The organism is Collinsella sp. LCP19S3_B7 (assembly GCF_052121795.1).
GTDB lineage: Bacteria > Actinomycetota > Coriobacteriia > Coriobacteriales > Coriobacteriaceae > Collinsella.
Genome location: NZ_JBQKDO010000006.1, coordinates 17,145 through 38,898, shown reverse-complemented (window position 1 = coordinate 38,898; position 21,754 = coordinate 17,145). Strand labels below are relative to the sequence as shown.

The 21,754-nt window shown below is 57.7% G+C and carries 18 protein-coding genes and 4 tRNA genes; 20 read left to right on the top strand and 2 right to left on the bottom strand.

Annotated elements, in window-relative coordinates:
• Positions 1–106: 106 nt before the first annotated feature.
• The 6 genes from rsmA (at position 107) to proC (ending at position 4,380) form a co-directional block, all read left to right on the top strand.
• Complete coding sequence (gene rsmA / locus ACTQW0_RS03870; RefSeq protein WP_441031685.1) at positions 107–967, top strand: 16S rRNA (adenine(1518)-N(6)/adenine(1519)-N(6))-dimethyltransferase RsmA; 861 nt, start codon at positions 107–109, stop codon at positions 965–967.
• Positions 957–1,874: a TatD family hydrolase gene (locus ACTQW0_RS03865; RefSeq protein ID WP_441031683.1), complete on the top strand. Its 918-nt coding sequence runs from the start codon at positions 957–959 to the stop codon at positions 1,872–1,874. The genes rsmA and ACTQW0_RS03865 overlap by 11 nt, the downstream gene beginning before the upstream one ends.
• A gap of 42 nt (positions 1,875–1,916) precedes the next feature.
• A tRNA-Leu gene (locus tag ACTQW0_RS03860) sits at positions 1,917–2,003 on the top strand.
• 117 nt (positions 2,004–2,120) lie between these two features.
• A complete protein-coding gene (locus ACTQW0_RS03855; RefSeq protein ID WP_117848150.1) occupies positions 2,121–3,059 on the top strand; it encodes an SPFH domain-containing protein in 939 nt (312 codons plus the stop codon).
• Positions 3,060–3,065: 6 nt separating this feature from the next.
• Positions 3,066–3,536, top strand: coding sequence for a 23S rRNA (pseudouridine(1915)-N(3))-methyltransferase RlmH (gene rlmH, locus ACTQW0_RS03850; protein ID WP_370450649.1), 471 nt, complete (start codon positions 3,066–3,068; stop codon positions 3,534–3,536).
• A gap of 73 nt (positions 3,537–3,609) precedes the next feature.
• Entirely contained in the window at positions 3,610–4,380 is a 771-nt protein-coding gene (gene proC / locus ACTQW0_RS03845) for a pyrroline-5-carboxylate reductase (protein ID WP_441031680.1), read from the top strand.
• Positions 4,381–4,536: 156 nt separating this feature from the next.
• Here the strand turns inward: proC and ACTQW0_RS03840 are convergent, their stop codons facing one another.
• Positions 4,537–4,710, bottom strand: a complete 174-nt coding sequence (locus tag ACTQW0_RS03840; RefSeq protein WP_195838594.1) for a DUF6724 family protein — start codon at positions 4,708–4,710, stop codon at positions 4,537–4,539.
• 111 nt (positions 4,711–4,821) lie between these two features.
• Between ACTQW0_RS03840 and serS the strand changes: the two genes are divergently transcribed.
• The 8 genes from serS to ACTQW0_RS03800 all read left to right on the top strand — a co-directional run bounded on the left by serS (position 4,822) and on the right by ACTQW0_RS03800 (position 13,110).
• Positions 4,822–6,105: a serine--tRNA ligase gene (gene serS / locus ACTQW0_RS03835; RefSeq protein ID WP_118080822.1), complete on the top strand. Its 1,284-nt coding sequence runs from the start codon at positions 4,822–4,824 to the stop codon at positions 6,103–6,105.
• A 173-nt stretch (positions 6,106–6,278) separates the two neighbouring features.
• Positions 6,279–6,656: a hypothetical protein gene (locus ACTQW0_RS03830; protein ID WP_441031677.1), complete on the top strand. Its 378-nt coding sequence runs from the start codon at positions 6,279–6,281 to the stop codon at positions 6,654–6,656.
• A 74-nt stretch (positions 6,657–6,730) separates the two neighbouring features.
• A tRNA-Arg gene (locus tag ACTQW0_RS03825) sits at positions 6,731–6,807 on the top strand.
• Positions 6,808–6,970: 163 nt separating this feature from the next.
• Positions 6,971–7,047, top strand: a tRNA-Arg gene (locus ACTQW0_RS03820).
• A gap of 825 nt (positions 7,048–7,872) precedes the next feature.
• Positions 7,873–10,059, top strand: a complete 2,187-nt coding sequence (locus tag ACTQW0_RS03815; RefSeq protein WP_441032245.1) for a tetratricopeptide repeat protein — start codon at positions 7,873–7,875, stop codon at positions 10,057–10,059.
• A 321-nt stretch (positions 10,060–10,380) separates the two neighbouring features.
• Complete coding sequence (locus ACTQW0_RS03810; protein ID WP_240128712.1) at positions 10,381–11,463, top strand: AAA family ATPase; 1,083 nt, start codon at positions 10,381–10,383, stop codon at positions 11,461–11,463.
• Positions 11,464–11,531: 68 nt separating this feature from the next.
• Positions 11,532–11,622: transfer RNA gene (locus ACTQW0_RS03805), tRNA-Ser, on the top strand.
• Positions 11,623–12,237: 615 nt separating this feature from the next.
• Entirely contained in the window at positions 12,238–13,110 is an 873-nt protein-coding gene (locus tag ACTQW0_RS03800) for a TM2 domain-containing protein (protein WP_441032242.1), read from the top strand.
• Positions 13,111–13,270: 160 nt separating this feature from the next.
• On the opposite strand, the gene ACTQW0_RS03795 is transcribed toward ACTQW0_RS03800, so the two are convergent.
• A complete protein-coding gene (locus ACTQW0_RS03795) occupies positions 13,271–14,611 on the bottom strand; it encodes a D-alanyl-D-alanine carboxypeptidase family protein (protein ID WP_441032240.1) in 1,341 nt (446 codons plus the stop codon).
• A gap of 251 nt (positions 14,612–14,862) precedes the next feature.
• On the opposite strand from ACTQW0_RS03795, the gene pstB reads away from it, so the two are divergent.
• From pstB to htpG, 6 genes are all read left to right on the top strand, one after another.
• Positions 14,863–15,738 (top strand): phosphate ABC transporter ATP-binding protein PstB, encoded by an 876-nt coding sequence (pstB, locus tag ACTQW0_RS03790; RefSeq protein ID WP_441032237.1) that lies wholly within the window; start codon positions 14,863–14,865, stop codon positions 15,736–15,738.
• A 64-nt stretch (positions 15,739–15,802) separates the two neighbouring features.
• Positions 15,803–16,531 (top strand): response regulator transcription factor, encoded by a 729-nt coding sequence (locus ACTQW0_RS03785; RefSeq protein ID WP_441032235.1) that lies wholly within the window; start codon positions 15,803–15,805, stop codon positions 16,529–16,531.
• Positions 16,532–16,534: 3 nt separating this feature from the next.
• A complete protein-coding gene (locus tag ACTQW0_RS03780) occupies positions 16,535–17,959 on the top strand; it encodes a sensor histidine kinase (protein ID WP_441032233.1) in 1,425 nt (474 codons plus the stop codon).
• 177 nt (positions 17,960–18,136) lie between these two features.
• Positions 18,137–18,790: a YveK family protein gene (locus ACTQW0_RS03775; RefSeq protein WP_441032231.1), complete on the top strand. Its 654-nt coding sequence runs from the start codon at positions 18,137–18,139 to the stop codon at positions 18,788–18,790.
• A gap of 2 nt (positions 18,791–18,792) precedes the next feature.
• Positions 18,793–19,329, top strand: coding sequence for a GNAT family N-acetyltransferase (locus ACTQW0_RS03770; protein ID WP_427719041.1), 537 nt, complete (start codon positions 18,793–18,795; stop codon positions 19,327–19,329).
• A 202-nt stretch (positions 19,330–19,531) separates the two neighbouring features.
• On the top strand, positions 19,532–21,556 hold the full coding sequence (htpG, locus tag ACTQW0_RS03765) for a molecular chaperone HtpG (RefSeq protein WP_441032229.1): 2,025 nt from the start codon (positions 19,532–19,534) through the stop codon (positions 21,554–21,556).
• The last annotated feature ends 198 nt before the right edge of the window (positions 21,557–21,754 follow it).

The following is a 21,754-nucleotide window of genomic DNA, read 5'->3' as shown; positions in this document are numbered from 1 at the left end:
ACGCCGCGCGCCATATCGGCAATCTGCTGTTTAGGTGTAAGGGCATGGCCGCAACGGTCCATGCCCTTTTGTTTCAAGACGCCGCCACCATGCTAAGGAGGCAACTATGACAACTTCGCCTTTGGCAAACCCCACGGCAACAAGGGAGCTGCTGGAGGAGTTTGGCCTTGCGACCAAGCATCGCCTGGGCCAGAACTTCCTGATCGACAACCATGTGATCGAGCGTATTTGCGAGCTTTCCGAACTTGCGGGCGATGAGCGCGTGCTCGAGGTTGGTCCGGGCGTTGGAACGCTCACGCTTGCGCTGCTTCAGGAGGCGGCGTGCGTCACGTCGATTGAGGCCGATCCCGAGCTCGAGCCGGTGCTCGATGCCCATGCCGCCGACTATGCCAACTTCCGCTTTATCATGGGCGACGCGCTCAAGGTGTGCCCGGAGCAGATTGAGCAGGCCGCGGGCGGTGAGCCGACGGTATTTGTCGCGAACTTGCCCTATAACGTGGCAGCGACGATCATTCTGCAGTTCTTCCAGACGATGCCCGCGCTCAAGCGCGCCGTCGTCATGGTTCAAAAGGAGGTTGCCGATCGCATTGCCGCAACGCCGGGCAACAAGACCTACGGCGGCTATACGGCAAAGCTCGGCCTGTATGCGCAGGTGACGGGTCGCTTTGAGGTGCCGCCGCGCTGCTTTATGCCGGCGCCGCATGTGGATTCGGCCGTCGTGCGCATCGACCGTGTTGACGGCGTAGCGCCCGAGGGGCTTGATCGCGAGTTTGTGGCCCGCGTGATTGACGCTGCGTTTGCTCAGCGTCGCAAGACCATCCGCAATTCCATGAGCGCCAACGGCTTTGCCAAGGACGTGCTCGATGCCGCCTTTGAGGCTTGCGGCATCGCGCCCACCACACGCGCCGAGACGCTTGGCGTTGCCGATTTTGTCCGTCTGGCTCAGGAGCTAATCCATGATGCCTAATGACGAGCGCGTGACGTTTACCAAGAAAAAGAAAACGGTTGCTTGCCCCGCGCCCTTGGCGCCGCTTGCCGATACGCATGCGCACCTGCTCTCGTTTTGGGGCAAGGAAGTACCCGAGACGCTTGTGCGCGCCAAGGCTGCAGGCGTCGACCTGTTGGTGACGATTTTTGATCCCATTGCCGACAAACGCAGCGTGACGGACTATAGCGACTGGCTGGTGCGCGAGATTTTGCCGATGCGGGATATTCCGCAGATAAAGTATCTCGCCGGTGTGCACCCCTATGGCGCGCCGGACTATACCGATGACATCCATGCACAGGTCGTTGCTGCGCTTCATGATCCCTTATGCGTCGGTATCGGGGAGATCGGTCTGGACTACCACATGGATTACGACGACGGCATCGCGCCGGCGCCCCACAGCGTGCAGATCGACTGTATGGCGCGCCAACTCGAGGTTGCCGTACGCCGCAATGTGCCGGTAGAGCTGCATCTGCGTCATGAGGACACGGACGAGGAGCGCTCCTCGCATGTGGATGCGTACAACGTGCTGCGCGAGGTGGGTGTGCCTCAGGCCGGTTGCGTGCTGCATTGCTTTGGCGAGGATCGCGCCACGATGGAGCGCTTTGTGGATTTGGGTTGTTACATCGCCTATGGCGGCGCGGCCACCTTTAAGCGCAACAATGATGTGCGCGAGGCATTCGCGGCGACCCCGCTCGACCGTATTTTGTTCGAGACAGATTGTCCCTATATGGCGCCGGAGCCCATTCGCGGTCTTGAGTGTGAGCCGGCAATGATTTCCATCACGGCAAACGCGCTGGTTAATGACCGTGTCGATCGTACTGGAGAGAAAGCAGAGGCAATTGCGCAAGCTGCGTGGGACAATGCCTGCAAACTTTTTCAAAAATAGTCTTGCGTTCACGGTGGCGCTCCGTTATTCTAATTCCTGCACGCGGGCGTGGCGGAATTGGCAGACGCGTACGGTTCAGGTCCGTATGGGGGCAACCCCATGAAGGTTCAAGTCCTTTCGCCCGCACCATTGATTGAAAGAGCTCCCAGCAATGGGAGCTTTTTTGTTATGGGCTTCCTGATGGTGTCACATGGCTGCTTTGTGCGGGTATCCTAGTGCCAACGTGTGCCCATCGGAGGAGAGACCATGCTGTTATCCGGTATTATCGCTGCCCTTACGAGCCTTCTGCTTCCCATCATCATTTTGTTGCTACTGCTTCCCAACGCCTGCTATGTCGTTGAACAGCAGCATGCTGTGATCATCGAGCGCCTGGGCAAGTTTAACCGCATCGTCAACGCGGGTTTCCACATGAAGGTGCCCGTGATCGACCGCAAGGCCGCCACGGTGAGTCTGCGCACCATGAAAAACGGTTTTGGGATCGACGTTAAGACCCAGGACAACGTGACTATCGGCCTTGAGGTCTCTGCTCAGTACCACGTGAGCTATGACATGGGAGCCGGCCCGGCAGATTCGGGCATCTACAAGAGCTACTACATGCTGCAGGAGCCCGTCGACCAGATGCGCGACTTCATTACCGATGCCCTGCGCTCTTCCATCCCTGTCTATACCCTTGATGAGGTCTTTGCCAAGAAGGATGACATTGCCAAGGACGTCAACGCCACCGTATCCGAGCAGATGGCCGCCTACGGCTTTACCCTCGTGTCGACGCTCATCACCAAGATCGCGCTGCCGACCGAGGTCGAGAACTCTATGAATGACATCAACGCCGCCCAGCGTAAGCGCGCTGCTGCGCAGGAGCTCGCTGAGGCCGACCGCATCAAGCGCGTTACCGAGGCGACCGCCGAGGCCGAGGCAATGGAAAAGGCGGGCGAAGGCATCGCCAACCAGCGCAAGGCCATCGCGCTGGGTATCAAGGATTCGCTCGAGATTATCCAGGAGACGGGCGTCGGCAACGATGAGGCCAACCAGCTGTTCATGTTTACGCAATGGTCCGAGATGATGACGGAGTTCGCTCGCACGGGTAAAACATCGACGGTCGTGCTGCCGAGCGACTTTTCGCAGTCGGCCTCTATGTTCGAGCAGATGCTGACCGCCGGCAAAGTTCAAAACGATTCGAAGGAGTAGGCGCGCGTGAAGTGCACCGTTGTATGCGTCGGTAAGCTCAAAGAGCGTTTTTGGAAGGATGCCTGCGCCGAGTACACCAAGCGCCTGGGCGCCTATGCCAAGGTGGATATGCGCGAGGTGGCCGATATCGACCCGGCCAAGGCGGGCGGCGTGGATGCCGCGCGCGACAAGGAGGGAGCGGCGATTCTTGCAGCCCTGCCGCCCCGAGCGCATGTGATTCTGCTGGCCATTGAGGGCAAAGAGCGCTCGAGTGAGGAACTCTCGGCGCGGCTCGATGATCTTATGTTGCGAGGCAACAGCGACATCGCCTTTGTGATTGGCGGATCGGACGGCGTGAGCGACGATGTTCGCTCACGAGCTGACGAAATGCTCAGCTTTGGACGCATTACCTTGCCGCATAACTTGGCGCGCGTGGTGCTGCTGGAGCAGGTCTACCGCGCCTGCAAGATTAGCCGTGGTGAGCCGTATCACAAATAGGTCGGCAACACGAAACAATGCCGTGGGACAATAGCTCTCGATTTGAAGAACCTGTCTGAGAGGACTATGAGATATGAAGATTGGATTTGTCGGTTTTGGCAATATGGCGAGCGCTATGGCCGATGGCTGGATTGCCGCCGGTGTGGCTGCGAGCGACATGTGTGCCTGCGCGGGCCGCTACGATGCCCTGGTTGAGCGCTGTGAGGCGCGTGGGATACTTGCCTGTCGTGATGCGGCGGAGGTTGTCGCTGTATCCGATATCGTGGTTGCTGCGGTCAAGCCGTACATGATCGAGAAGGTCTTCGCTCCGCTCAAGGATACTCTTGCCGATAAGGTCGTCCTTTCGGTCGCCTGGACTTGGGACAGTGCCAAGTGGGAGCAGGTTCTGCCGGGTGTCGCGCACATCTCGACGGTCCCCAATACACCGGTTTCGGTGGGCGAGGGCGTCATTGCCTGCGAGAAGTCCTCTGCGCTCAACGGCGAGCAGCGTGCCGTGGTGCTCGACCTGCTCGGAAAGCTTGGCACTGTCGTTGAGCTCGATACGAGCTTGCTGTTTGTGGGTGGTACCGTGGGCGGTTGCGCCCCGGCATTTGTTGCCATGGCGATTGAGGCCCTGGGCGACGCGGCCGTCAAGCACGGCATTCCGCGCGCTGACGCCTATCGCATTGTGAGCCAGATGGTTCTGGGTACGGCGAAACTGCAGCTTGCAACTGGGCAGCATCCTGCGGCGATGAAGGATGCCGTGTGCTCGCCCGGCGGCGCAACCATCAAGGGCGTCGTCGCGCTCGAGGACGCCGGCATGCGCAGCGCCCTGGTCAAGGCCATCGACGCCACCCTTCAGTAAACCTGCCATTTAGGGACAGGTTTATTTTGGCAGGTTTTTCCTGCGGTTTTATCTCTATAGCGAAAAGCGCCCCGCAACCGGGTTGATACCGGTTGCGGGGCGCTTGCATTTGCCCAGATAAAACCGACCAAAATAAACCTGTCCCTAAATGGCAGGTTAGTCCCAGAAGCTGTCTTGATCTTCTTCGGATTTGGGCCCGCGGTCGACGTAGAGCTTATGGGTGCGCTTCTCCATTACAAAGGCAAGAATCGCAAACAGCAGGATGCCGCCGGCGAAAAGGATGGCAAAACCGGTGCGGGTGCCAAACAAAAAGGAAAAAACTGCGTCCATTGGGTGCCTTCTTGCGTAGTTGAGTTGGGTCGTAAACGCTCATAAGTATATACTTGCCCATACATGTACAAGGTTGCAACCTAAATGGAATGTATATCGCCGGAGGATCTAATGCTTGATATCAAGTTTGTTCGCGAGAACCCCGATGCCATCGATACCGCCATGGCTAACCGCCAGACGTCTTGGGATCGCGAGAAGTTCTTTGAGCTCGACGATGAGCGTCGTGCCGTCATCACCGAGGTCGAGGAGCTCCAGGCCACGCGTAATGCCGAGTCCAAGAAGATCGGCGCCCTGATGAAGGAGGGCAAGAAGGACGAGGCCGAGGCCGCCAAGGAGGCCGTGCGCGCCGTCAACGAGAAGATCGACGGTCTGGCCGAGCGCCGCACCGCTCTCGAGCAGGAGCAGTACGACTTTATGGCTCACCTGCCCAACATTCCCTGCGAGGCCACCCCGTACGGCAAGGACGAGGACGAGAACATCGAGCGCCGTCGTTGGGGCACCCCGCGTGAGTTCGACTTCGACTTTAAACCGCACTGGGATCTGGGCACCGACCTCGACATCCTCGACTTCGAGCGCGGCAACAAGCTCTCCGGTAGCCGCTTCACCGTTCTCGGTGGCGCCGGCGCCCGTCTGGAGCGCGCCCTCATCAACTTCTTCCTCGATACGCACACTAGCCGTGGTTTTAAGGAGTGGTGGCCGCCCATCGTCGTCAAGCGCCAGACCATGTTTGGCACGGGCCAGCTGCCCAAGTTCGAGGACGACGCCTATCATGTCTCGGGCGATAACTTCCTGATCCCCACCGCCGAGGTCGTGCTTACCAACCTGCACGCCGGCGAGGTTCTCGATGCCGACACCCTGCCGCGCCGCTACACCGCCTTCACCCCCTGCTTCCGCGAGGAGGCCGGCTCCGCTGGTCGCGACACCCGCGGCATCATCCGCCAGCACGAGTTCGACAAGGTCGAGATGGTCAAGTTTGCCAAGCCGGAGGAGTCCGACGAGGAACTCGAGAGCATGACCGCCGAGGCCGAGTTCCTGCTTCAGCAGCTGGGTCTTCCGTATCGCGTGATTAGCCTGTGCACCGGCGACTTGGGCTTCTCTGCCCGTCAGACCTACGACATCGAGGTCTGGCTGCCGAGCTACAACGCCTACAAGGAGATTAGCTCCTGCTCCAACTGCGGCGACTTCCAGGCCCGCCGCGCCAACATCAAGTATCGCGATCCCGAGAACTTCAAGGGCTCGCGCTACCTGCACACCCTTAACGGTTCCGGTCTGCCGGCTGGCCGCACCATGGCCGCCATTCTGGAGAACTACCAGAACGCCGACGGCACCATTACGATCCCCGAGGTTCTGCGTCCTTACATGGGCGGCCTCGAGAAGATCGAGCCGGTCGCGTAGGTTTGCTGCATAAGCGATTTGCGGGGGCGCCCCTATCCGGGGCGCCTTTTTTGTGCGCGGAGCCTTACCATGTCGCGCGGACAGCTCAATACAAAATACACGAACAAATGTTCTGTATACGCTCGTCTACCTGCTATGCTTTTACTAGATACGAGCGGGAGAAGGGGGATGTGATGGACCTGTTTGATGAGCGGGTAGTTTTATTTGAGAGCGATGAAGGTGGGGAGCACCTGCTAGTTACGTGTGAGCCATCGGGTATGGGTGGCTTGGTGGTGAGGCAAACGAGCGAGGGTCCGTTGACCCAATGGTGCTTTGAGGAGTCGCCACATGTAGTTGAGACCTTTGTGACGCACGAAGGGCTTGCAACACTCGAACGGTTCTATGGAGTCGGGACTTCTAGCCAGGTGGCACGCATGCTGAGTATCTCGTTTGCCGAGTATGATTGCGCCCAGCGGGTGCGCTCGCTATTGAAGGAACTCGGCGTTGGGTTCGATGTGGTTGAAAAGCCGATCGATCGTATGGGAAACGGTGATACATGCGGAGCTGCATGAGGAAAATGGTCTAGAAAAAAATCAAGATTGTGCTTGACTCCAATTAACTAAAATGGTTTCATATGTCTTGCGCTGCGGCGTTACCTCAGCTGGATAGAGGGTCTGACTACGAATCAGAACGTCATAGGTTCGAATCCTATACGCCGCACCAATCGAACTTGAAGCCTCCGGCAACGGGGGCTTTTCTTTTTTGGAAGCCATGCACGGATTCGAACCTCGGTCGAGGCGCGAGCAGCATAATCACCACATCGTAAAATTTTTTCAAATTGTCGCTTGACCCGTCGGGGCCTCGCGTGCATAATAATCCGTGCGTTGCGGCGTTACCTCAGCTGGATAGAGGGTCTGACTACGAATCAGAACGTCATAGGTTCGAATCCTATACGCCGCACCAATTGACTTTAAAGCTCCCGGCAACGGGGGCTTTTCTTTTTTGGAAGCCGTGCATGGATTCGAACCTCGGTCGAGGCGCGAGCGTAAAGAAAACGCGGAGCGTTTTTAGCGAGCGGGCGAGCGCGCCGGCAGGCGGGCGAAGCCGGTGCGGATCCGCGAAGCGGATGCGCGGAATCCTATACGCCGCACCAATTGACTTTAAAGCTCCCGGCAACGGGGGCTTTTCTTTTTTGGAAGCCGTGCATGGATTCGAACCTCGGTCGAGGCGCGAGCGTAAAGAAAACGCGGAGCGTTTTTAGCGAGCGGGCGAGCGCGCCGGCAGGCGGGCGAAGCCGGTGCGGATCCGCGAAGCGGATGCGCGGAATCCTATACGCCGCACCAATTGAGCTTAAAGCCTCCGGCAACGGGGGCTTTTCTTTTACGCCGCCATTCGACCCCAGACACTCGACTGGAATCGTGCGCCTCCGCCCGCGGGAGACTATTTCTTATCGACTCGTGTAAGATTCCGAGTAGATGTCGCGGCCCATCCGCGACCACTCCTTCGCTAGACGACCGATCAGGGTGATATTTCGTGGCAGAGCGTCCGACATACAAGCTCAGGTTTCTCGACCCCAAAAAGCGTTTTCCATCGATGCCAGAGCAACCCGCGGGGCGCTCGTATGGTGTTGTCTGGAAAGTTTTTGGCGAGGATCCTAAAGAGTCTTGCTACGTCGTCGAATTCGTAGGCAAAAGCCACATATCGCTTTTGGGCTACGTGAGCGTGTCAGGTGAGGTCTATAAGGTTGACGGCCCTGTTCAGAAAGTGCCATTGCCCAAGAACCCCGACATGAAATTGGTCCTTGACGAGTCCGATTCCAGTGTTGGCGAGATTTTGGTGCGGGGAGCCAACGGCACAATGCGCGCTTGCGCGCGAACGGTCGGCTCTCCCGAAGGGGCCATGCGTGAGCAGTCCGACCACGAGACATGGAATTCGAGCCGTGCTCTCCCTTATGGCGAGTTTATGGCCTCGATGTTCTTGCGCTACGTGATATTTGCCGACCCCAAAAACGCCCTTGCGAACACGGTACCTGCCGACGAGCTCGATGAGGGTATAAAAAACACCGCCAACAAGATCAAACTCGTAAAGTTGCCCGAGCCGGTCGAGGTGTTTTTGGGCTTTAACACGGCACCGCTCCCCGATGCTATCGAGACGTTGCTCTACCGCGTTGACCATGCCGATAATCCGAGCGGTATCGAGCGTTATGCCGCCGCCCTTATGAGCGAGGTCGATTTGCCCCGACTGCGCACCATCGCTGCCAAGTCCGAGATGGGCCTAGCGCGTATCGACCGCTCAAAGCTGTTCTATCTCAATTTTGATCGTAGCCTGCTGGACCAAGACGAGATTGACATGCTGCTTGCTATCGAGGGTCGTCTTAACCGCCTCTCCGGCATCCTTGAGCGTATTGGGGCGGGGTTGGGCCCCGTTGCCTCGTCGCCAAGCTTTGAGGGCTGCTCGCTCTTTGATCTATGGCATATCAGCAAGACGACAAACGACGTTCCTCACCTGCTCGAAACGCTGTCGAATGACAACCCGTGGGCCAAACCGGGGACGGTTGCGTGTCAGCCGGGTGGCGAGTGGGACGTTCGCACCCGCTTTGCACGTATCGTAGAAGCACTCAACGTGGTCACGCGACTCGACTACATCTATCGAGCGAACGTCGCCGAGGGCATCATGCTGGTTCGATTTGGCCGCACGGTTGTCGATGCTTTGCCGCAGCGCGAATACGATGCTCAAGATGATGCCTGGCGCGAGGTGGATGAGCCTAAGCGCGCAGCATGGGCCACCGAGCACGATGCGCGCATTGCGCTTACACTCGCGGCGGCTTGCTTTGCTTCGGGCGCTCGCATTGCGCGCTGCTACGTTCAGATTGCGGCTCCCGATGGCGAGCAGGGCGAGCGCATCATTGCAACATATTCCTTTGGGCGTGCGGCCTATCTGGCCAATTGCGTTCCCGCCGCTAAGAATTTTGAAAGCATGGATATGGATGATATGCCGTGCAAGCGCATGCTTGAGGCATATGAGTCGGACGCGCCGGATGCGATTGAGCCCGCTGAGGTTCATGCTCGCCCGCGTGACGACCACCGTTCGCTGCCGCCGGCGTTGCGCGACCTGCTGCTTGCCGATACGGCTGATGAGCTTGAGGTTATGGAGGAGGGCGATGACCCGTATGTGGCGCGCGTCGCTGAGTTGCGCGAGCGGGCAAAAGTCGACCGCGCGGGTGCGTTTGAGGGCTTTTCCCGTCTTGTTGAGGAGCTGGAGGCCAAGTGCGCCGTTGCCGAGCTTTTGGCGACAGGACCGGTCCAGACGCTGTTTTGCGACAACCAACTGGTGCGTATGGTGCTGCCGGTAATGGAGGAAGACCGCTCCGTTCGTATTTTGCGCGCTCCCGATGCGCTGTACTTTGCCCAGCATGAGATTTGCAGCTTTTACGCCGATCAGGAGGATTTTGAGCGGGCATTGCCCGAGGTGCGTCATCTTTACGATCTGGCGCGCTCATCCATGCAATCACACTTTGCACTCATCAACGTGCTGGCGCGTCTGGAGCGCTATGACGAGGTCATTGAGGTGGCGCGCCACGGCCTGCGCATTGCCAGTGACCGTTCCTCAATCGGCTACCTGTTCTATCGCCTAGCGTTTGCCTACTGGAACTGCGATCAGCTCGAGCTGGCGTTGGCGTGCTACCGCTTGGTACCGCGCGGCGAGGAGTCGGGTAGCAACGCACTGGAGGAAATGCAGGGCCTTATGAACGAGATGGGTGTCAATGAGCCACCGACGTTCGAGGAAGCGGTTGAGACCATCAGTAAGGCGGGGCTCGAACTGCCGCCGGTGCCCGCCGTGTCCAACCAGCTGGCAGACGCTGCTGTGCAGCTGGTCGATAACGGTTTCTTTTTCCTGGCACGTGTCTGCATCTTCCAAATGTGGCGCACGATGGGAAACGATGAGCTCGGCTCCCTCAGCCGGTCGTTGGGGTAGGAGCGGCATAGAAGGGCTGGACCGCGCTTGTCATCCCATTTGCTCACCATGCCGACAAAACGAAGGGGCTACTGCTACCGGCGTACCGGGAACATTTGCGTATAGATAAGGTATAACGAATTAAGTCGTAGCGAATTAAAGTACGAATTACTGTATCGAGCAGGTTGCCGACAAATTGAATGGAGCCATTTGTATTTGCTCAGGTGGGTGGCTCCAGCAGGACCGGTAAGGTCAAAAGCGGCTAGGTCTGCTAAACCTGTTAAACTCTGCTAAAGTTGCTAAACTTTGTTAAAGTTGTTAAAACTAGCAGAGGAGGGTCGAATGTCGAAAGCCATTAATCCCTTTAAGCCAACGGCGGGCATGAATCCGCCTGAGCTTATCGGACGTGACGCTGTTTTGGATGATTTTGCCGAGGCCCTTGAGAATGGTCCTGGTGCTCCCGATCGACTCATGCGCATCTCGGGCGTCCGAGGCACAGGTAAAACGGTGCTTCTCAATGCATTGGGTGATCTTGCGCGAAAAAAAGGATTCGAGGTTGTTGACGTCGCCTCGAATGCCGGTTTTTGCAGTAGAATCCTCGAGGCTCTACAGCGAAATGTTCGTCTTGAGTCAATGTCGATTTCCCCATCAATTCTAGGAGTCAGCCTTGGCTCCGTTGAGGTATCGAAGTCGGCATCTCATCTGGGCGAGGCAATGTACGATGCCGCGAAGCGCGGAGGTCTGCTCATTACGCTCGACGAGATTCAGGATGCCTCAACTGAGGAAATGCGCGAGCTGGGCAATGAGATGCAGCTTTTGATTCGCCAAGGGGCGAATGTCGCTTTTGCATTCGCCGGCTTGCCAACATCGGTGGATGGCGTGGTGGTTGATGATACCCTTACCTTCCTTCAGCGGGCAAAACATATCGAACTCACTCGTCTCTCCGATTTTGAAGTCGGTGGATCGCTTGAGGATACAATGAGACGAGCGGGCAAGGAGCTCGATGAAGACGCCGCTGAGCTATTAACAAAGGCTTCAGCAGGCTATCCCTTTATGGTCCAGTTGGTCGGATATTACGCTTGGCAGGTTGCTGCGCGCAGCGGGGCGGAGAGCGTGAACGAAGGGTCCGCGCGTAAAGGTATCCAAGCAGCTCTTGATAGCTTTAATGCTATGGTGATTGCCCCGGCGCTGCGCAGGGTTTCAGAGCGACAGTTTCAGTATCTCGCGGCAATGGCTCAATGCGAGGGCGATGAGATTGCCAACGGTGATATCGCCAAGAAGATGGGGTTGCCGGCGAACAAGGTCGGCTCGTATCGTAAACGTCTCATCGATGCGGGGTTGATTGAGCCTGCGGGCTATGGCTGTGTTTCGTTTGCAATTCCGTATATGCGCGACTATTTGTTGGAGGCGGTACGGGAACGGTAAAAATGGAATCGCTCCAAATTCCCTCTTGCCCATCCTCGACTGTTTGGTTACTATAGAACGGCTGTTACGGAGAGCTGACCGAGAGGCCGAAGGTGCTCGCCTGCTAAGCGAGTATGCCCCAAAAGGGCATCTGGGGTTCGAATCCCCAGCTCTCCGCCAGTAAGACTTTAAAGAAGGGTCCCATTTGGGGCCCTTTTTTAGTGCGAAGAACGGGAGCGCGGACTTCAGGCGAGCGCGGAGGGTGTTCGAAGCATGCCTAAACGCTTCAGTTTTCCGCTCATCGTGCTAATGCGTCCTCTGGATTATCTCAGTTCAGGGGACGTTTTCTATTTACTGCATTATTCTGTATTTCTAGCAGTTGTCTATCTGGCCGTAGTTGGCCATGAGACACGATGCTGAAAATCGTAAAGGTGTTACCTTTGGGTCGAAGGTCCGATTCGCCGTTTTGTTGATGTCGCGGCATGGGGAAGGGCTCCGAGGGGATGGAGTAGGAACATGGTAAAGATCGGGCTGCGTAAGCCGAACCTAAAGTCATCACTCAAGGCCCGGACGACTGGCAGGGCGAAACGCGCGGTAAAGCGGGCGATAATCCCCGGCTATGGTAAGAAGGGCATGGGATGGATCAAGAATCCGAAGAAAGCCGCTTACAATGCCGTATACAGTAGGACGACTGTCGGGGTTGGGGATGTCGCTCGTGCCGTCTCTAAATCAGGCGGTCGACGCTCGGCGTCAAGGGCGTCCTCAACATCTGTCCCACCGCACGAGGTCATACCTTTGGCGAAGCCTGAACAGAAATCTCTTGTTCGAGAAATCACGTCGGTTGACAGAGCAAACAAGGCGCTTTTGTTATGCTTTCTTCTCGGATGGTCGGGCGCCCATAGGGCGTATGCGCGGATGTGGGGCAGCTTCTCTCTATATCTCTTTACCTTTGGTCTTTTTGGATTTGGTTGGCTGTTTGATATTGTGACACTACTGATGAGACGCTCCGAGCTAAGGCGTTTCGGCGACAGCGATTCGACTCAACAGCGGGCGCCGTGTTCCGTTGATTCTACATTCGATCGAAATGTCGCCGATTCCGGAAATTGGGAGCAGCGTGGAGATGGGGAGGCTGCGGCTCGGCTAGAGCTTCAACGCAAAAACCGTGCCTATATGGAAGAAAACGGCATCGATGTGGAGATGTTTACCGAGGAAAAGGTCGCGGCGGACGCCTTGCGAACCATTGAGTCGGTATGCCCGTGCATGCTTAGGTTTGACCGAGGCATGAGCGAAGAGGAGCCAAGCATCAGCTTTTGCTCTCCAACAAAGACGGGGAAAATGCCCAAGAATGTCGTCGAGGCCCGGATTTACCATCAGGACGTGAAGCTATTGATGGATTCCCACGGCTTCGAATTGCCGGAGTATGGTGACAGCATCAATGTCATTATCAGCTATCTAGCTGATGGGCGCATAAATAAAGTCGATATCCATGGGTTCCATAATGGCAGCTCCGTTAGTGTCTCCATTCGCAGGCGGAGCGACGATCTTGTTATGACGAGTGCGGGCACCATCGGAGAAACGGGTGCCTGGCAATCGCTGTGTCCTGGGGCAGACCCCTCAACTGGGGATCTGTTCAGGGCCTTGACCAAGGAGGTCGAAAGGATCTACTAGCATGCCCGGCGGACCCGTTTTCAAGATCCGAAAAGACACAGCGAAGGTAAACGGCTAGCAATGTCGCTTTGTTGATTCTGACGCATCCCGTTTAAGAGGTATTCAAAATGAGGCGCCCCGTTGGACGCCTCATTTGGTTCGATGTGATATCGCTTTGGCCCTACACCTCAGGAGCCTTGGCTACGGTCTCGCTCTCGGCTGTGAGCGGGCGGTTGTCGATGCGGCGGCCCAGGCGGTCGAGCTTCACGAGCAGCCACTCGATGGGATTGGGCCCCGTTCCTTCCTCGTCGGCAACCAGGTCCATGACGGCAATCTTGGTGCCGTCCTGCTTCAATGTAACGCTGCCCACCTTATCGCCAACATGCACCGTGCCCGAAAGGTCATCGTAGCTAACCTTTTCGGTCACTTCGCCGGCGAGTGAGAACACCGTTGCCTGCGCGGTGGGGTCGGCAAGCGTGGCGTCGATCGTTTTGTCTGTCCAGTCGGTTTGACTGACACGTGCCATCAGCGGATTTCCGTTGGCGGTCTTCTTTTGCGTATTGGCGATTTCGACCGTTACCTTGTGGTCGTAATACCAACTAGCAAGTGTGGCCGTATCGGCAAAACGCTGGTCGGTGGTGCTGGAGTTCAAGACAACGGTATAGATCTCGTCGCCATCGCGATTGTAGGCGCTTGCAAAGCAGTATCCGGCATCGTCGGTGGTGCCGGTCTTACCGCCGATATTGCCGTCTTGGCCCAATAAAACATTGTGCGTATCCATGGAATGCGAATGATCGGAGCCGTCGGCGCCCGTCACTTCGATCCAGGGATCTTTGCTCGCCATGACTTCGCGAATCGTGTCGTCCTTCATGGCCTCTTGCATCATCAATGCCACATCGTGTGCGGTTGAATGCATATCGCCGGCCCATTCGTCAAAATCCAGCCCGTGCGGGTTCTCGAAGAGCGTTCCCGTGCAGCCGAGCTTCTTGGCCCGCTCGTTCATGGCTTTTACAAACGTAGCGACGGCATCTTTGGTCTTGGGGTCAAGTTTTTTGCCCACGTGTTCGGCAAGCGCGATGGCGGCGTCGTTGCCCGAGGGGATCATCAGGCCGCGTAGCGCTTGCTCGACGGTGAGCTCGTCGCCTTCGAGGAGTCCCGCGGTCGAGTTGCCTACGGTTGCCGCCGCGTTGCTCACGGTGATTTTCTCGTCCATTTTGCAGTTCTCGACCGCGAGGATTGCAGTCATGACCTTGGTGATCGAGGCGATTTTGACTTGCTCGTCGGCGCTACGGGCATAGTAGACGGTGCCGTTTTTACCCATGACAAACGCATTGGAGGCATCGATATCGGGCAGGTCTTCGGCTGCAATGCCGCGTGCATCGGCGGCTTTGCCGCAAATGTTATCGGTCGTGAGCACTTGGGCACCGGCGACGGACGGAATGCCGGCGACAAGGGCGACGGCGCAGGCAAGGCCAACGGTCAGCTGCGCGGAACGCTTTACAAGAGGGGTAAGATGCTTCACTGATTTCGCTTTCGACGGGATGGTCTCCTTTGGCTCTAGAGTATATCGTTTACCGGCTGTGTCGCTTGGGGTTTGGCGCGTGCGGTTTATCTTCGTGTCTGAGCGGACGCTTGGGTGTGCACGGTCGATATGATTGCCCGTCGCGTATCGAGGAGGTCCTTACAAACACTTGACAATACCCTCACGACTATATGAGCTGCTATTTTTACTATCGATACTGCTGATTTGATATCGATGTGGAGGTATGCGGTATGACGGCTGCTGCGGCTGTGGGGCCCACGGAGCTCGAGGAGCTAATGGAAGCGCAGGCCGAGGCCGCGCATGAGCGCGAAATTGGGGATGCGACTCGCCCCACGGCAGAGGACCTTGCCACCTCGCCGACGCGCATCGATGTCGAGGGCCTCGACCTGTTCTATGGCGATCACCACGCGCTTAAGGATGTGTCCATCAAGATCCGCGACAAGCAGATTACCTCGTTTATCGGTCCTTCGGGCTGCGGCAAGTCGACGTTGCTGCGTTGCTTTAACCGCATGAACGACGGCATCAAGGACTGCCGCATCGAGGGCAAGATTGCGCTCGATGGTCAAGATATCCTGGGCGATTACGATATCTGCCGCCTTCGCCAGCGCGTGGGCATGGTGTTCCAGCGCCCCAACCCGTTTCCCATGAGCATCTACGACAACGTCGCCTATGGCCCCCGCGGTATGGGTGTGCGCGATCGCGCTGTGCTGGATGAGCTGGTCGAGGATTCCCTGCGCCGCGCTGCCCTGTGGGACGAAGTCAAGGACAAACTCAAGGAGTCTGGTCTGGGGCTTTCGGGCGGACAGCAGCAACGTTTGTGCATCGCCCGTGCGCTTGCCGTGCGGCCCGATATTCTGTTGATGGACGAGCCGACCTCGGCGCTCGATCCCGTGTCGACGCTCGTGGTGGAGCAGCTGGCCTGCGAGCTCAAAGAGACCTGCACGCTCGTGGTCGTTACACACAATATGCAGCAGGCGGCGCGCATATCCGATTCCGTCGCGTTTTTCTTGCTAGGTGAGTTGGTGGAGCACGCGCCCACCGCTCAGCTTTTCAAAAATCCTACTGACCCGCGTACGGCGGATTATTTGACGGGGCGTTTTGGCTGATACCATCTAGTAAAGGTACCTTTAGGATTAAGATGCGGTCATGCCGGCCGCAAAGGGGTTCAACATGATCTATTACGTCGAGGACGATGACAACATCAGGGATTTGACGGTCTATGCACTGCGCAAGCAGGGGATCGAGGCCGAAGGCTTTTCGTGCGACGGTGAGTTTAAGGCTGCCGTGGCGCGACGGGTGCCCGATGCCGTGCTGCTCGATATCATGCTGCCCGATACCGATGGCTTGGCGATTATGCGTCGCCTGCGTGCCGATCGCCTGACGGAGACGGTGCCCATCATGATGCTTACCGCCAAGGATACCGAGCTCGACAAGGTGATGGCGCTCGATGGCGGTGCCGACGATTATCTGACTAAGCCGTTTTCGCTCATGGAGCTTGCGAGCCGCTGCCGCGCACTGCTGCGTCGCGGCGGCATGGTCAAGCAGGCGAGCGATGTGCTCAGCGTGGGCGATATCGTGCTTTCGCCCAGCCATCGCGAGGTGACCGTTGCCGGTGAGCCGCTTAAGCTCACCCTGCGCGAGTTCGACCTGCTCGAGTACCTCATGCGCAAGCCCGGTGTGGTCTTTACCCGCGAGTCGTTGCTGCAGAGCGTGTGGGGCTGGGACTTCGACGGCGGTTCGCGCACCGTCGACGTGCACGTGCAGACGCTTCGCCAAAAACTGGGCGAGCATGCCAGCGCCATCGAGACCGTGCGCGGCGTGGGCTACCGCTTGGCCGAGCCTTCTGCCGGTGACGGTGCCGAAGGTGACGACACCGCGGCCAGCGCATCGGAGGAGTAACCCGTGGTCTTCGCCCCCCAGGGAAAACATACGCTGTCGCACCGCGTTTTTGTAACGATCTTTGTTTGCGCCATGGCGGTTATCGTGGCGTTTACGGTGCTGGGTGCGTTCTTTGTGCAAAACACCTTGGCGGATGCCACGAGTGCCAATCTGGCGCAGGAAACCGAGCTCATTGCTGCCGCCCTCGACGAACAGCAGGAGCCCATCCCGTTCTTGCGTAGCCTCGATCGCGAGGACTTGCGCATTACGCTGATTAACAAGGATGGATCGGTTGCCTACGACAACGAGGCGTCGCCTTCCTCACTGCCCAACCATGGCGATCGCCCCGAGGTCATCGAGGCCTTTGAGAATGGTTTGGGTTCCGCGGAGCGCGCAAGCTCTACGCTCGACGAGATTATGCTGTATCGCGCCGTCGCCCTTGATAACGGCCAGGTTGTCCGCTTGGCGCAAGCCCAGCCTGGCGTTGCGGCGATTTTGCTGTCGATGGTGGCGCCGATGCTGCTTATCGCAGCAGCGGGTGCAGTACTCTCGTTTTTTATGGCGCGTCGTGAGTCCCGTGCAATCATCGCGCCGTTGCAAGAGGTAGATTTGGACCACCCACGCCGTAGCTATGAGCACGCCTATGCCGAGATGGTCCCCATGCTTGAGCGTATCGAGTCGCAGCGCCAGGAACTCAAGCGCCAAATGGCGGTGCTAGCGGACAACGACCGAATGCGCCGCGAGTTCACGGCCAATATCACCCATGAGCTCAAGACCCCGCTTACCGCGATTTCGGGCTATGCCGAGCTTATTGCAAACGGCATGGTTGAGGGCGAGGACGACTTGCGCAACTTTGGTGGCCGCATCTATCGCGAGGCGGGCCGCCTGGCAGCGCTCGTCAACGACATTCTTACGCTTTCCAACTTGGACGAGGCGGAGCGAGCATCCGAGGGCGAGGCGGTGCCCATTGGGTCCACAGAACCCATCGAGCTCTCTCGCGCCATTTTGACGGTGGAACAGCGTCTTGAGCAAGTTGCCCGGCAGTCGAATGTGACCATTGGGCACGAGACGAAGCCCATGGTGATCGAAGGCGTGCCGCGCCTGATTGACGAGCTGATCTACAACCTTGCAAGCAACGCCATTCGCTACAACCGACCTGGCGGTACGGTCACGCTGCGCTGCGGGACCAATGACGAGGGTCATCCGTACCTGTCTGTTGCCGATACGGGTATCGGTATTGCGCCCGAGGAGCAGGGTAAAGTTTTCGAGCGTTTTTATCGCGTGGACAAGAGTCGTTCTAAGGCGCGTGGCGGAACCGGTTTGGGCCTGGCCATTGTCAAGCACGCCGCCCTGTACCATCATGCCAATATCGACCTGTCGAGTGAGCCGGGGGTGGGGACAACCATCACGGTGACGTTTCCCGCACAGCAGAAAGAGCCGTTTGCATAGCGCTTGGCCGCTGGCCTTGATGTAAACGCCGCATCGAGGTTGCCGGTGCGGCGTTATTGTTGCGCAACATTGTTATAAGCGCTGTAGCTTATGTATAGAGTTTGGACATGGGAAAAAGATGCGATAACAAATGGACAGTTTTGTCAATACGAACTCGGGAACTGAAAGGCACGCTGCATGGCCCTTCTCGAATTGTTCCAGCTGTTTAAAAAGCATCTCAAGCTGGTCATTACCCTTCCGGTGGTCTGTGCGATCGTCATGGGTATCGCGTCCTTTGCCATGATGGACAATACCTACACCGCCACGACGAGCATGTACATTCTCGCTAAGACCGACGGCGGTCAGATGAGCTATAACGACCTTTCGGCGAGCCAGATGCTTTCCAACGATATCGCCACGCTGCTCGACAGCAATAGCGTTAAGAGCGGTGCTGCCAAGGATCTGGGCCTTTCCGATCTGGATGATTACAAGATTGCCGTTTCGTCCGAGACCACGACGCGCGTTATTACGCTTTCGGTGACGGGTACCGATGCCAAGGAGACGGCCAAGGTTGCAAGGGCAATGGCCAACTCGGTAAGCACGGTTGCTCAGAATGTTGGCGCCGCCCAGAGCATTAACGTGGTCGATGAAGCCAAGACCCCTGAGTCTCCGAGCGACCCCGAGCGCTTGCTGTATGTTGCCGTTGCGTTCCTTGCCGGCGTCTTTATCGCAATTGCCTACGTTGTTTTGGCAGATATACTCAACATGCGCATCCGCGGTGCCGAAGAGGCAGAAGAGCTCCTGGGTATTCCCGTTGTTGGCCGAATTCCGGCTATGAAAGGTGGTAAATAGGCATGGCTAAGGCGAAGAACACCGATAAAGGGGCCGCTTTGGATATCCAACTTAAGACAGGTTGCTTTGAGGACGCGGCGCTGGTGCGCCGCGCCGTTTTTATGGACGAACAAGGCTATGAAAACGAGTTTGACCAGATTGACGAGGACCCGGGCTGCATCCATGTGACGCTGTATGTGGATGGCCAACTCACCGGCTGCTCGCGCGTGTTTCCCGAGGAGCTGGAGCGCGCGGCAGATGCGGAGGCTCCGGTGCCACCGGCGTGCGACTTGGACGAAGGCGTCGCTGCGGGGGAGACCTACATTATGGGGCGCGTCGCCGTGCTGCCGGCTATGCGTCGTCGCGGGTTGGCAAGCGCGATCGTCGAGGCCAGCGATACATGCGCACGCGATGCCGGCGCTAAACTTATTAAGCTGCACGCGCAGGAATACGTGTTGCCGCTCTATGAAAAGGCTGGCTACACACAAATTGCCCCGGTTGACTACGAAGACGAGGGCCAACCCCATGCCTGGATGGCCAAGCGCGTAGATGGCAGATAGGGACGTTCCTTTTCTGTCGGCAGTTGGGAACACTCCTCGGCAATTGGCGTATCGGAGTGCTCGGACATACAGTTTTTCGATTCCGCATGTATATATGCGCGCTAATGGGTTATAAAATCTAAGTCTGAACATAGCAGGTCTGCGATACGGCTCGGGCAACCGGGCTGTTTTTGCGGACGGGGGTAGCGCGAAAGGACTGCACATGCGTCAATTTAAGACCGAGAGCAAAAAGTTGCTCGACCTCATGATCAACTCCATCTACACCAACAAGGAAATCTTCCTGCGCGAGCTTATCTCTAACGCGAGCGACGCCGTCGACAAGCTCAACTTTAAGAGCCTGCAGGATCCGAGCGTCAAGCTCGACCAGGGCGACCTGGCTATTCGCGTCTCCTTTGATAAAGACGCCCGCACCATTACCATCTCGGATAACGGCATTGGCATGACCGCCGAGGAGCTCGAGCGCAACCTGGGCACCATCGCCCATTCCGGCTCCGAGGAGTTTAAGACCGAGAACGCCGAGCAGCAGGGTTCGGATGTCGACATCATCGGTCAGTTTGGCGTGGGCTTCTACTCGGCCTTTATGGTCGCCAGCCACGTGAAGGTGGTCAGCCGCGCTTATGGCGAGGATGTCGCCCATGTGTGGGAATCCGACGGTCTTGAGGGCTATACCATCGAGGACGGCGAGCGCGCCGAGCACGGCACCGATGTCATCCTGACGCTGCGCGAGAACGAGAAGCTCGACGCCGATGGCGAGGCCGAGACCTACGATCGCTTCCTGACCGAGTGGGGCCTCAAGAGCCTGATTCAGCAGTACAGCAACTATGTGCGCTACCCGATCCAAATGATGGTCTCCAAGAGCCGCCAGAAACCCAAGCCCGAGGACGCGCCGGAGGATTACAAGCCCGAGTACGAGGACTACCAGGAGCTCGAGACCGTTAACTCCATGACGCCGATCTGGAAGAAGCGCAGCTCCGATGTTGAGCAGAAGGACTATGACGAGTTCTACAAGTCTACGTTCCACGACTTTGACGATCCTGCGCGCACCATCAGCTTCCACGCCGAGGGTACGCTCGAGTACGACGCCCTGCTGTTTGTGCCGGGCCGCGCGCCGTTCGATTTGTACAGTAAGGACTACGAGAAGGGCCTGGCGCTCTACAGCTCCAACGTCCTGATCATGGAGAAGTGCGACGACCTGCTTCCCGACTACTATAACTTTGTCCGCGGCGTCGTGGATTCCGCCGACGTGTCGCTCAACATCTCGCGCGAGACGCTGCAGCAGAACCGTCAGCTCAAGGCCATCGCCAAGCGTGTGGAAAAGAAGATTACCGCCGACCTTGAGGATATGCGTGACAACGACCGCGAGGCCTACGAGAAGTTCTTTGAGAACTTTGGCCGTGGCCTTAAGTACGGCATCTATTCGAGCTATGGCATGAAGGCCGATGAGCTCGCCGACCTGCTGCTGTTCTGGTCTGCCAAGGAGCAGAAGATGATTACCCTGGCCGAGTATGCCAAGGGCATGCCCGAAGATCAGAAGGCCATCTACTACGCCGCCGGCGACTCGCGTGAGCGCTTGGCCAAGATGCCCGTGGTAAAGGGTGTGCTCGACCGAGGCTATGACGTGCTGCTGCTGACGCAGGATGTAGATGAGTTCACATTCCAGGCTATGCGTGAGTACGTTGCCGTCGATATGCCCAAGATCTACGAGGACGATGCTGCCCGCGAGGCTGCCGAGAAGGCTGTTGCCGACGGTGCCGAGCCCGAGGTCGAAGATCGTCACCTGGAGCTCAAGAATGTCGCTACCGGCGATCTTGACCTGGCGACCGAGGACGAGAAGAAGGAGGCCGAGGACGCCACTAAGGAGAACGAGGACCTCTTTAGCGCCATGAAGGAGGCACTCGGTGACAAGGTCGAGAAGGTCGCCGTCTCTGCGCGCCTGACCGATGCTCCCGCGTGCATCACCACCGAGGGTCCGCTTTCGCTCGAGATGGAGAAGGTGCTTCAGAAGGGTCCCGAGGGTGCGCCCGACGGTATGCCCAAGAGCCAGCGTGTGCTCGAGCTCAACGCCAAGCACCCGGTCTTTGCCAAGCTCGTCGCTGCTCAGAAGGCGGGCGCTGCCGACAAGATCAAGCAGTACTCCGGCCTGCTCTATGACCAGGCCCTGCTCGTCGAGGGTATTTTGCCCGAGGACCCCGTTGCCTTCGCGGCGGCTGTCTGCGAGCTAATGTAACTTAAGTTACGCGGTTCTACGAACCGCGTAACGGCTCGACGCTGCCCTCAGTTCCGCCGTTCTAACGAACCTATTGGTTCTGCCGTTCTAACGAACGGCAGACCGGTCGACGCTGCAAACGCCCCTAAGCGGCAATCTGACGTTCAATCGTCGGTCGCGTACCGAAGTACGCTTCCCTCCTCTTTCACGTCACCTTGC

Coding starts and splice junctions, on each gene's coding strand:
- ACTQW0_RS03840 (WP_195838594.1), bottom strand. CDS start 4,710: ATGGACGCAGTTTTTTCCTTTTTGTTTGGCACCCGCACCGGTTTTGCC.
- ACTQW0_RS03815 (WP_441032245.1), top strand. CDS start 7,873: ATGAAATTGGTCCTTGACGAGTCCGATTCCAGTGTTGGCGAGATTTTG.
- rsmA (WP_441031685.1), top strand. CDS start 107: ATGACAACTTCGCCTTTGGCAAACCCCACGGCAACAAGGGAGCTGCTG.
- ACTQW0_RS03770 (WP_427719041.1), top strand. CDS start 18,793: ATGGCTAAGGCGAAGAACACCGATAAAGGGGCCGCTTTGGATATCCAA.
- proC (WP_441031680.1), top strand. CDS start 3,610: ATGAAGATTGGATTTGTCGGTTTTGGCAATATGGCGAGCGCTATGGCC.
- serS (WP_118080822.1), top strand. CDS start 4,822: ATGCTTGATATCAAGTTTGTTCGCGAGAACCCCGATGCCATCGATACC.
- pstB (WP_441032237.1), top strand. CDS start 14,863: ATGACGGCTGCTGCGGCTGTGGGGCCCACGGAGCTCGAGGAGCTAATG.
- htpG (WP_441032229.1), top strand. CDS start 19,532: ATGCGTCAATTTAAGACCGAGAGCAAAAAGTTGCTCGACCTCATGATC.
- ACTQW0_RS03855 (WP_117848150.1), top strand. CDS start 2,121: ATGCTGTTATCCGGTATTATCGCTGCCCTTACGAGCCTTCTGCTTCCC.
- ACTQW0_RS03865 (WP_441031683.1), top strand. CDS start 957: ATGATGCCTAATGACGAGCGCGTGACGTTTACCAAGAAAAAGAAAACG.
- ACTQW0_RS03785 (WP_441032235.1), top strand. CDS start 15,803: ATGATCTATTACGTCGAGGACGATGACAACATCAGGGATTTGACGGTC.
- ACTQW0_RS03775 (WP_441032231.1), top strand. CDS start 18,137: ATGGCCCTTCTCGAATTGTTCCAGCTGTTTAAAAAGCATCTCAAGCTG.
- ACTQW0_RS03810 (WP_240128712.1), top strand. CDS start 10,381: ATGTCGAAAGCCATTAATCCCTTTAAGCCAACGGCGGGCATGAATCCG.
- ACTQW0_RS03830 (WP_441031677.1), top strand. CDS start 6,279: ATGGACCTGTTTGATGAGCGGGTAGTTTTATTTGAGAGCGATGAAGGT.